This is a genomic window from Halodesulfovibrio sp. MK-HDV, assembly GCF_009914765.1.
GTDB lineage: Bacteria > Desulfobacterota > Desulfovibrionia > Desulfovibrionales > Desulfovibrionaceae > Halodesulfovibrio.
The window spans coordinates 68,429-77,737 of the sequence record NZ_WYDS01000011.1 but is presented as its reverse complement, the minus strand read 5'-3'; the positions used below and the strand labels follow the sequence as shown (position 1 = coordinate 77,737).

11 protein-coding genes are annotated in these 9,309 nt (G+C 45.1%); 1 reads left to right on the top strand and 10 read right to left on the bottom strand.

What is annotated here, in order from left to right:
• Window positions 1-9: 9 nt before the first annotated feature.
• The 10 genes from MKHDV_RS10195 to MKHDV_RS10155 all read right to left on the bottom strand — a co-directional run bounded on the left by MKHDV_RS10195 (window position 10) and on the right by MKHDV_RS10155 (window position 8,542).
• Complete coding sequence (locus tag MKHDV_RS10195) at window positions 10-702, bottom strand: ABC transporter permease (protein WP_160714916.1); 693 nt, start codon at window positions 700-702, stop codon at window positions 10-12.
• A 148-nt stretch (window positions 703-850) separates the two neighbouring features.
• Window positions 851-1,654: a DUF2334 domain-containing protein gene (locus MKHDV_RS10190; protein WP_160714914.1), complete on the bottom strand. Its 804-nt coding sequence runs from the start codon at window positions 1,652-1,654 to the stop codon at window positions 851-853.
• Window positions 1,655-1,759: 105 nt separating this feature from the next.
• Complete coding sequence (locus MKHDV_RS10185; RefSeq protein ID WP_160714912.1) at window positions 1,760-2,962, bottom strand: glycosyltransferase family protein; 1,203 nt, start codon at window positions 2,960-2,962, stop codon at window positions 1,760-1,762.
• Window positions 2,962-3,579: a histidine phosphatase family protein gene (locus tag MKHDV_RS10180; RefSeq protein WP_160714910.1), complete on the bottom strand. Its 618-nt coding sequence runs from the start codon at window positions 3,577-3,579 to the stop codon at window positions 2,962-2,964. The genes MKHDV_RS10185 and MKHDV_RS10180 overlap by 1 nt, the downstream gene beginning before the upstream one ends.
• Window positions 3,580-3,606: 27 nt before the next feature.
• Complete coding sequence (locus MKHDV_RS10175; protein WP_160714908.1) at window positions 3,607-4,725, bottom strand: glycosyltransferase family 4 protein; 1,119 nt, start codon at window positions 4,723-4,725, stop codon at window positions 3,607-3,609.
• A complete protein-coding gene (locus tag MKHDV_RS18935) occupies window positions 4,722-5,504 on the bottom strand; it encodes a glycosyltransferase (RefSeq protein ID WP_254060455.1) in 783 nt (260 codons plus the stop codon). Before MKHDV_RS18935 ends, MKHDV_RS10175 begins: the two co-directional genes overlap by 4 nt.
• A complete protein-coding gene (locus MKHDV_RS18930; RefSeq protein ID WP_254060454.1) occupies window positions 5,479-6,087 on the bottom strand; it encodes a hypothetical protein in 609 nt (202 codons plus the stop codon). The genes MKHDV_RS18935 and MKHDV_RS18930 overlap by 26 nt, the downstream gene beginning before the upstream one ends.
• Window positions 6,080-7,285: a glycosyltransferase family protein gene (locus tag MKHDV_RS10165; RefSeq protein ID WP_160714906.1), complete on the bottom strand. Its 1,206-nt coding sequence runs from the start codon at window positions 7,283-7,285 to the stop codon at window positions 6,080-6,082. The genes MKHDV_RS18930 and MKHDV_RS10165 overlap by 8 nt, the downstream gene beginning before the upstream one ends.
• 113 nt (window positions 7,286-7,398) lie before the next feature.
• Window positions 7,399-7,749: a tetratricopeptide repeat protein gene (locus MKHDV_RS10160; RefSeq protein WP_160714904.1), complete on the bottom strand. Its 351-nt coding sequence runs from the start codon at window positions 7,747-7,749 to the stop codon at window positions 7,399-7,401.
• Complete coding sequence (locus tag MKHDV_RS10155; protein WP_160714902.1) at window positions 7,700-8,542, bottom strand: radical SAM protein; 843 nt, start codon at window positions 8,540-8,542, stop codon at window positions 7,700-7,702. The genes MKHDV_RS10160 and MKHDV_RS10155 overlap by 50 nt, the downstream gene beginning before the upstream one ends.
• Before the next feature lie 170 nt (window positions 8,543-8,712).
• On the opposite strand from MKHDV_RS10155, the gene MKHDV_RS10150 reads away from it, so the two are divergent.
• Window positions 8,713-9,021: a hypothetical protein gene (locus tag MKHDV_RS10150; RefSeq protein WP_160714900.1), complete on the top strand. Its 309-nt coding sequence runs from the start codon at window positions 8,713-8,715 to the stop codon at window positions 9,019-9,021.
• The last annotated feature ends 288 nt before the right edge of the window (window positions 9,022-9,309 follow it).

Below are 9,309 nucleotides of genomic sequence, written 5' to 3'. Positions count from 1 at the left end.
GCGTAGTTCCTAGTGCTGTGCGTTAAGTGCTTTTACTGGTTCCATGCGTGCTGCAAGGATTGCGGGGTACAATACGCCGATAATACTCAGCGTAAATCCGGTAGCTGTTGCAATAAGAAATGAGACAAATACATCGGCCAGTGAAACAAGAATTAGGGACGCGACACCGAAATTGACCAGCCCGTTTAGGAACGCAAAAGCGATCCCTGCGGCTGCTCCGATGGCTGCACCGATAATGCCGATGATTGCTGCTTCGATAAGGAATAGTCTGAGAATAATAGAATCAAGTGCACCAAGGCATTTGAATATACCGATAATGCGGAAGCGTTCAGTAACGGACATAAGCTGCGCATTGATGATGCCGACAGTACATACGAGAAGAGAGAGGAGGACTATCCAGCGTTCTTTGGGGCCTGTTGTTACAGTGCCGAGGGCGGTATCAACATCAAACCCCATTTCTGTGAGGAGTGACGCAAATTGGGTTCCACCGAATTGAACAAGTCCGGTCGCGATATTCAGGTTAACCAGAATAAACGCAAGAAAGGCAACCGCGAGGATAAGGCTGCTCATGGTGATGAGAGAGCGGGTGAATCGGTTGCGTAAATTTTGAACCGCAAAGTCGAATGATTTACTCCACGGAAAGCCGATACGATGGCTTTCGTCTTGAGTGAAAAATCCGGTGCGTGATGTTTTTTCCGGCATAACTATCCCTACAGTTGCTGCTCAACATACAACCCAGATTTTTAGTAGAGAAGAATGTTCTCTGAAGCTACGCAATAAAAGGAACAATCTTTGACTGCATGCTGTAAAATTGTGTTCTATGGTTGAGCAAAATCATGAGTAATCGCCATCATAGCATATAGGAATATATGGGAACAGGTCGGACAGGGTAGCTTTGTAAAATTATCAGAAGGCGTTGCAAAAATTCTTCGGCAGCACTGTTCATTCTATCGTGATGCAGCATGACGCCGCATCGACCGGAAGCAATGCCCGAGCGCAACTCTGCCAGAAGTTCATTCCAGCCACTTGCCGCCGTGAGCTCGCTACGGGTGTGCAGATCAACATTTACCGGAATGTCCGGCAGAATTTCTTGATGGGGTGCAGAAGAGACACGTGAGATGGCTTTACAACCGATGTTTTGTAAAATTTGGATGTTTGAATCTGAAATTCTGTTCCACGGCGGGGTGAAGATAGGAGAGAAAGATTCTCCGAATAGCGATGTCAGGGTTTCATACCCCTTCTGCAATTCTTCTGCGCATGTCTGATGAAGTCTGTCGCTACCAAACTCACACTTACGACCATGCGTTGTGTGGTTTACATGTGACCAACCGTGTTGGTGCCAGCCCCACAGGTGGTTTTTGTTTGGTGATACAGACTGAAGAGCCTCAACATGCTTTTTTGTGCTCCATGCAGGTACGACAGCCAGTGCTAGCGGTGTGTCGTGCTCTGCAAAAATTTGCAGCATTTTTCGACATGGAGTTGATGGAATGGCTACGTCATCCGCGCGGAAAAAGATTGTAGGCACTTCTCCCATAGGATGGCCGTTTTCTGCGTGCGCTTCTACGCCTGCCTGAATAGTTTGTGCAAGTAATGCTAGAATATTGGAAGGCACTGCATGCCATAGCGCTGAAATATACGGTCGTTGTTTTGCCATAGTCTCACTGCCTCCAATAGGTTAAAAATGCACAAAATTATCTTTCAACATAATTGTTTTGCAGCAAAGCTATCTTTGACAGTGTTGCGTTTTGAAAGGTTGTCTTTACCCTGCTGCTTTATGACTCAATAATTGCTCTAATATTCGAACAGATTCAGCTGCCCCTTGTAGATCAACTTGATGATTCGGTGGCGGTGCTGGGGTGTTGATGTGCTGCGTGAGTAGATTGCAAAGGTGATCTGACTGCATGTCTTCCTGTTCAAGAATTTTGAGTGCTCCGAGCTGTTCCAGACTTGTTGAACGCATACGTTGTTCGCGATTTTGATCGAACGGATACACCAATCCGTAGGTGTTTACTGCGAGTAAATTCATGGTCGTGTTGTATCCAGCCATGCTCAACGAGATGTCAGCTGCGCTGAGATGATTGATGAAATCCGGAATAAAATCGGTGACAGTAATATGCGGGTGTGGATCGCAGAGCTGTTGAATGCGTACTTGGCTGTCTTGCCGCATAAAAGGACCAGTGGATATGAGGAGTTTATGGGGCGTTGAATTGTTGAGTTGAATGGATGCGGCTGCAAGTTGTTCCATAATTTCCGGATGCACTGACCCGCTGCCGATACTACCAAGAATGAACGGCGTATCCGGTGCAATGGAGAGTGATTCTCGAACTGCTTTAGGGCTGATGTTGTGAGGCAGCGGTGTGATGTATCCAGTATTGTAAATTGGAATTTTGATGTCGTTGATTCGGGGAAAGGTTGCATCCAGCGTGATCACTTTTGGATCAGTATGCACGAGGACAGCAGCAAAATAGGTGTTCAAAATAGAAAGAACACGCTCTTCAAATTCCTGCTGTTTTGTTTTTTCGACAAGGATGTCCCGCACGCTGCACACTGTCTTCATATTGGGGAAGGCGTTTTGTTTTGAAAGTTCCAGAACAGGCATAAGTTCAAAGCTGAATTGCTTACGACCAAAGGGGAAAAGTTCCACAAGAAAAATGTCCGGCTGCAATGCTTTGAGTGACTCTGTTAAAATCGTTGTGCGCTGCGCTTTAATGGCATCAAGCTCGTGTTCTGTGAGAACATATTTGGTGCCGTCTTTGTCTGTACGAATGAATGCACCGAACTCTTCATCCATGGAGAGTGAGGGTAGCTCAATAACCTGCACATGAGGCGGATAGGTGATGGATAAAGGAGTACCACCTGTAATGAGGGTTACATCATGCCCCTCGAGTGCTTTATCTATTTCCAGACTACGGAAAAAATGCCCCATGCCAAGCACATGCTGGCAGTAGTGAACAATGCGCATTAGAGCACCTCGTTAAGGGCTAACACAGAATATTGAGTTGATTCCGGTGTGGCTTGCTCTGCAACAAGACGATGCAGGGCATGTTTTTCAATAAGCCTTCCTTCCTCGGGAAGAAAATTTTTATGCATAAGATGGTTGGCTAGGATTGCGATATTACCATAGTGGGTCACGATGAGGATATTTTCCCCTTCCCAGCGGAGGGTTGCATCATGCAATGCCTCAAGCGTTCTGTTGAGAACCTTTGTTCTGCTTTCACCGCTTGGTGGTGTAAATTCCCATCCTGCTGCTTCCTGACGCGCTACTTCTTCAGGGGCAATTTCACGCAGATGGCGAATTGAATCACCAGTCCATGCGCCCCAGTCCTGCTCCCGTAAGCGAGAATCAAGATCAAACGGGATATTCAAATGTTTGTTCAATGCTAATGCGGTGAAGTATGCACGGGATAGATCGCTGGTGAGGATTCGTGTCCACGGATGCTGCATGATGGAGGGAATCCATCCGTCAATGACTTCGTAACTTTCTTGCGGAAGCGGAACATCGTATTGTCCCTGAATTCGTTTCATGGCATTCCAGCCTGTGGGAGCGTGGCGTAGGAGACCAATATGTGTTTGTTTCATGGCAACCTCTGGGGTGGAGTAGTTGGCTTATGATGTTGTTCTTGTGATGACACGAAGCTTTGCGTCTACTTCTTCATAGTTATGTTGGATATTATGATTGGTCACAGCATGTGTTGTTGCAGCCGTGCCCATGGTTCTTCGTAATTCTTTCGATTCTACCAGTCTGGCAATTGCTTGAGTAAAAGCGTTGTGGTCGTACGACGGGGTAATGATGCCTGTCTTTCCATTCTTCACAACTTGCGGGGCACCATCATGATCCCATGCAACGACTGGTAAGCCGCAGCTTTGGGCTTCCAGATATACCATTCCAAGTCCTTCATGGATGCCGGGAAAGGCAAAAATATCGCAACTGGAATAGACTTGCGGTAATTGTTCTGAAGGAACAGTACCCAGAAAGGTGTATCGGTTCGGCAACAATTGCTGAGCTTTTTTTTCGAGATACGCGCGCATTATGCCGTTTCCCGCGATGACCAGCTGAATGTCATGCCCTTGAGAGATCAGATCATGACAAGCGTTAATCACATGCTCTACGCCTTCCGATTTTGTTCCTTCTCTCAGCATGGCAACTGTCAGCACGACAATGCTGTTTGTTGCATTCCATACAGTGCGATTTTTTTCGCGCAATGTTTCATCCCGTGTGAACTTAGTTGTCTGGATACCGGGCGGGATGAATGTTAGACGGCTGGAAGGGATAATCTGTTGTAACCCTTTCAGATCTCGATGTTTGTTTGCAAAAATATGCGTTGCCTGTTGCAGCGCTTTTTTATTGAGATAATACCCCGGCTTGGTGTTCCAACTTTTCTTTCGCTTGGGCGCATGGGACGGGGCAAAAATCGTATATGGAATATCTTCTTTTGCTGCCAGAGATCCTAAAATGTCCGGAGCCTTATAGTACGAATGATAGGTAAACCATACATCGGGCTTTTCATTACTTTGCAGTATCTCTTTTACAAGCTGCGCGGTTGCGTATGCTTGCCCCCAGTTACGAGGGGTTTTCCAGATATAGCGTGTAGATACTTGTGGAACTATCCATACGTCATGCCCTTGAGTCTTGAAAAATGTTGCTAAGTCTTCTGCAATGGTCACATCTCCGGATATGCGTGGATGTGTTAGTGGTTTGAACGGGGTGCAGAACGCAATTTTCATGAAGATGACCACTCCATTTCTGACATGGTGTCTGCTTCTTCCCGAACAATGCCATTTTCTTCAAATATATCCCCAAGCTCCATAATCAGCTGTCTGTTGTTGAATACTTTATGAACCTTACGTTCGGCACCGGATATGATGGTCTGACGAAGTGCTTCGTTGGTAAGTAGCTGTTCCGTGGCATTCGCCAGTGCATCTGCATTGTCACAAGGAACAAGAAGACCGGACTTGTTGTGTTCTATAAGTTCAGGGATTCCAGACACGCGGGTTGCAACTACAGGAACTCCCATTGCCATGGCTTCTGCCAGCACATTGGGAATGCCGTCTCTGTCGCCATCCTGCGCGGTGGTGCATCCCAGAAGAAAAAGATCGGCTTTGCGGTAATGGCGCAGTACTTCCTCGTGAGGAAGCGTGCCTGTAAATTCTACAAAATCAGTGAGTCCATATTGGTACACAATGCTTTCAAGCTTTTCTAACAATGGTCCTTCACCGATAAGCGTGTATCTGAAGGGAAGATTGCGCAAAAATAGGAGGCGAAGGCTTTCCAGAATTGTATAAAGTCCCTTTTTTTCCACCAAACGTGCCACCGTGAGAATTGAATAGGGAGGGTGGTTTGTAAGTCCGTTCTTATTTGTAGAGAAGAGGGACAAGTCTATGCCGTGGTAGATTGTATGGATTGGGCAGTAGCCGGGTTGCGGAGTTCGAACCGGAGAGCCGTCCTCTATCGGAGCCAATGCATAACGGGGCGGAGCATTAGGGGCGGGGGTATGATCTGGCAATGGTTTCCAGCGCAAGCTTATTGTATTTTGTGCAGGTGATAGCAAAAAGAGCGTGTTGCATTTTTTCTGCAACTCGTTCCGGCTTCTGAGTGTAGATATCTTTTGCATGGGCGGTAAAGCTGAACGGAATATTCGCAAGCTTGGCTGCGTACATGGCAACGGATGTCGGAGTATGCACAAAGTGGCTGTGGAGATGGGTAATGTTTTTTGCTTGAACCGTATTGGCGACCACACATGCCTGCATAAAATGCTTAACCCACGTGTGGACTTTCGCGGTTCCTGAGAAGCGGGAAAGAAAGAATTTGAACGTCTTGCAGAACGTCGGAGTGTGCAGCAGGGCACATAAAAGCGTGTTCCACAGCAGACGCGGGAAGCCTAGAGAAAGATATTCCGGTAAGTATGTTACCTGTGCGTGGATTGACTTTACTGATTTGTGTGAAAATGTTTCACGCGGTTTTCGCATTGAAAAAATGTGAATAGTAAAGCCTTGTTCTTCTAATAGTTTGATCTCGTTGGAGATAAAAGTTTCAGAGATGCGCGGGTATCCTTTCAGAATCATACCCAGTGTAGGTACGCTATGCATCGATGGTGTCCCCTTTAAATGCGGAGAGTCGTGAGCGAATGATCTCTAGTCCGGTCATGGAAAATTCGTTAATACTTTGCTCATACTGTGAAGAGTCTTCCAGCATGGTGACCAATTTTTCGCGCAGTGCTAATGGGGTGAGGCAATCCCATTTGATATAGTCTGCCAGTTTTGCGGATTGTAATACGCGTGCACGGATGAGCTGTTCAAGTCGCGGGCTTTCCCGAGGAATAATGAGCGATGGTTTTTTGAGTGATAAAATTTCGCAGATAGTATTGTACCCGCCCATGCTCACTACAAGGTCAGCTGCCGCCATGATCTTTTCCAACCGTTTATGGAAAGTGGCGAAAATGACACCACATTTTTTTGCTCGTTTTGCAAGCGAGTCTTGCAAGTCCTGCGGAACAAACGGGCCAGAAACCATATAGGTTTTAAATGGAATGTCCGGTGTTTCTTCTATCATTGTTAGATAGGTATCCAGCATGTGATACCCGTCGCCTCCGCCTCCGGCGGTTACAACAATAAGCTTGCTGGAATCAGCTGTTCCGTTTCCATTTCCATTCATAAGTTGCTTGAGTGTGATTTTTCGATTGGGTGTCTGGCGAGGTATGTAGCCGGTGAAGACACACTTGTTGCTGATGGAAGGGGGAAGGCCGTATTCAACAATCGGGTTGTAAAAATTTTCTTGTCCGTAAATCCATATCTCGGAGTATAGGGAATCCAGTACGTTGAAGTAGTTTTTTTCATTCCACTCTGCACGGGTAGATGCTGAATCGTCTAAAATGTCACGTAATCCCAGCACTACTTTAGTGTCAGGACGTGATGTTTTAAACCATTGGAGTACTGGGAGTACTTCCCCTTTGAGACCCACAGGAACTTTGTCCACAATGAACAGATCAGGGTCAAAAGACTTTGCAGTGGCAGTGATGATTTCCTGCCGTATTTCCAAAGCTTTTTGTGGATCAACTTTAATGGAATGCGGCACATAGACGGTATTGCTTTGCTTGATCATACCGGGGATGCGGACGAAGTCGACACCGAACGGAATGGGGAAGCGACCGGCAATGGGAGACCCTGTCAGAATAAGAATATTAACGCCGGGCGCACTTAAATTCCGTGCAATAGCCATTGTTCTTCGTATATGCCCAAGTCCGTATGTATCGTGGGAATACATGAGGATATTGTATGTAGAACTCATGAGTAATTACCGCACCTTGGTAAGATGTTCACAGTGAATGCAAGTATCTAAGTCTGTGAATCATTACAGAAAAAAATAGTATTATTGTTTTTGTAAGAGCCCGTGGTGAAACGTTATTTTTCTTCCGACAGCGGTATTGCTTGTCCTGTTGCGACAAAATGTTCGGCTGTTGTAGCGCTCGGGCGTACTATTTCGCTGATTTCAGGATGGTCAGGAGATAGTCTTTGCTCACTGATAAGATCTTCTATTATGGCAAGGTTCTGCTTATACAGCGGAATGTGTGGATGGATGCTGTTTGCGTGTTCAAAAAGTCGTTTGGCGTGAGCATAGTCTCCATTGCCGTGTGCAAAGATTCCAATGTTGTTCAGTGCGCTGGAGTGCTCGCTGTCATAGACGAGTGTTTGGCGGAAGGCATTAGCGGCGTTTTTTTTCTGATCCGGTGAGAAACGAGCGCATTCCTTCAATGAACCATCCCTCGGCAGGATTAAGGTCCACATAGTTGATTCCCTGACATGGACATCTGTCAACGGCGCAAGGTGTGGCACCGGCGTTGAGGGAGACATCATTATGAATGTTACCGAGTACGGTTCTGTCTCCCGGACAGCGTAAGATTGTTCCGTCCGGTTCCATACGAATGAAAGAATGACCACTTTTACAGTCAACACCGCGGAAGTTGAACACCATTTTGGTTCCTGCTCCCGGATGACTAGCAAAGATGCTTTTGATATTTGCAGAGTAGTTTTGCGGGTATTTTAATGAATTGTAGATACCTTTGAATGGACGGGGCGTAATAGGAACACCATTTTTTTTGAAAAATTCGACGTCAGCAGCGTATCGATCTTCCATTAAAGGATGCAGTACATAGTTAACTTTAATGGTGAACCCTGCATCGGCAAGTGTATGATAATTTTCTATAAATTGTGGTACTGCATTTCTTTTTTCACGTTCTTCTATATGCAAAGATGCATAGATATCATTAACGCGTGAAGGAGAAATTCTTTTTGCAAAATCTGCTATCTGAGTAGATAAACTTAGGTTTGTGTCCACACCAATATAATGATTTTGCGTAACTTGTTCACATAGAGAAACAAAATCAGGATAAATGAAAGGCTCTCCACCTGTCATTCCCACTAACCAACGGGCATTTTTATTGTTAAGAAAATCTAAAAGCGTGTCAGTAGATACTGGATCAGTTATTTTGCCGTTTGTATGGGGAAAATAACAGTAGGAACATTGAAAGTTACAATTCCTTGTCATGTTCCATATCATCGATTTGTTGTAATTAAGCATGGTTAAACAGCCTTGATGTGGTTTGCAAATAACTGGTTGAAGTGGTAATGAACCACTGCATTTTATTTTAGAAATATTCTCATTTGTAATAAGTCAGATTGCTTCTGATACGAGTAACTCGCAGGAGACTTGGTATAATGGATTTACGTGTTTTAGCAGAGTTAAAAGAATATCTTACAGTAAAACAACATACTCCGGGTAGGTTGAAGGTTAAAGTTAGCTTAGCTATCCGCAATCATCCTAAGTTCCCGGAATTGCAGAATGCAGCCAAAGGTGGAAGTTCTGCCATTAAGAAGACCAATCTGAACATTTTTACGCAAACATTAACTGTTGATTACGACAGCGCTATGTTGCCTTTCGAAGCATTGCAGGAGCTGCTCTCCAGCGATGATCCGGATCGTATTGCCTTGTTAGCCACAGAGCTGATGGCCAGCGTAAGCGTTTAGCACTGATATAAGATAAACATCCTTGGTGATTTCCTTTCTTAAAGGAGGTCATGCAATGTTTTGTGAAACAGATGACACCCTGCAGAGACTACTCTTTGCGGGGTGTTTTTGTTATTATAACTATTAATAAGAGTGTGTTACCGTTCAAGAGTACGAATAAAGAGCGGTTTTGTGGTTATTATAGAATCAAAATACTATGACCAAACGTTTTAGAAAGTCGCGTAACGTATTGCAATTAACCTTATTTTCCGTATGAGTATGAGTAGCCGAAGAGCCGAAATTATTATT

What these genes read in the sequence shown, in the direction of transcription:
- MKHDV_RS10150 (WP_160714900.1), top strand. Translation starts at nt 8,713, where the DNA reads ATGGATTTACGTGTTTTAGCAGAGTTAAAAGAATATCTTACAGTAAAA.
- MKHDV_RS10165 (WP_160714906.1), bottom strand. Translation starts at nt 7,285, where the DNA reads ATGAGTTCTACATACAATATCCTCATGTATTCCCACGATACATACGGA.
- MKHDV_RS18930 (WP_254060454.1), bottom strand. Translation starts at nt 6,087, where the DNA reads ATGCATAGCGTACCTACACTGGGTATGATTCTGAAAGGATACCCGCGC.
- MKHDV_RS10155 (WP_160714902.1), bottom strand. Translation starts at nt 8,542, where the DNA reads ATGACAAGGAATTGTAACTTTCAATGTTCCTACTGTTATTTTCCCCAT.
- MKHDV_RS10195 (WP_160714916.1), bottom strand. Translation starts at nt 702, where the DNA reads ATGCCGGAAAAAACATCACGCACCGGATTTTTCACTCAAGACGAAAGC.
- MKHDV_RS10190 (WP_160714914.1), bottom strand. Translation starts at nt 1,654, where the DNA reads ATGGCAAAACAACGACCGTATATTTCAGCGCTATGGCATGCAGTGCCT.
- MKHDV_RS10180 (WP_160714910.1), bottom strand. Translation starts at nt 3,579, where the DNA reads ATGAAACAAACACATATTGGTCTCCTACGCCACGCTCCCACAGGCTGG.
- MKHDV_RS10185 (WP_160714912.1), bottom strand. Translation starts at nt 2,962, where the DNA reads ATGCGCATTGTTCACTACTGCCAGCATGTGCTTGGCATGGGGCATTTT.
- MKHDV_RS10175 (WP_160714908.1), bottom strand. Translation starts at nt 4,725, where the DNA reads ATGAAAATTGCGTTCTGCACCCCGTTCAAACCACTAACACATCCACGC.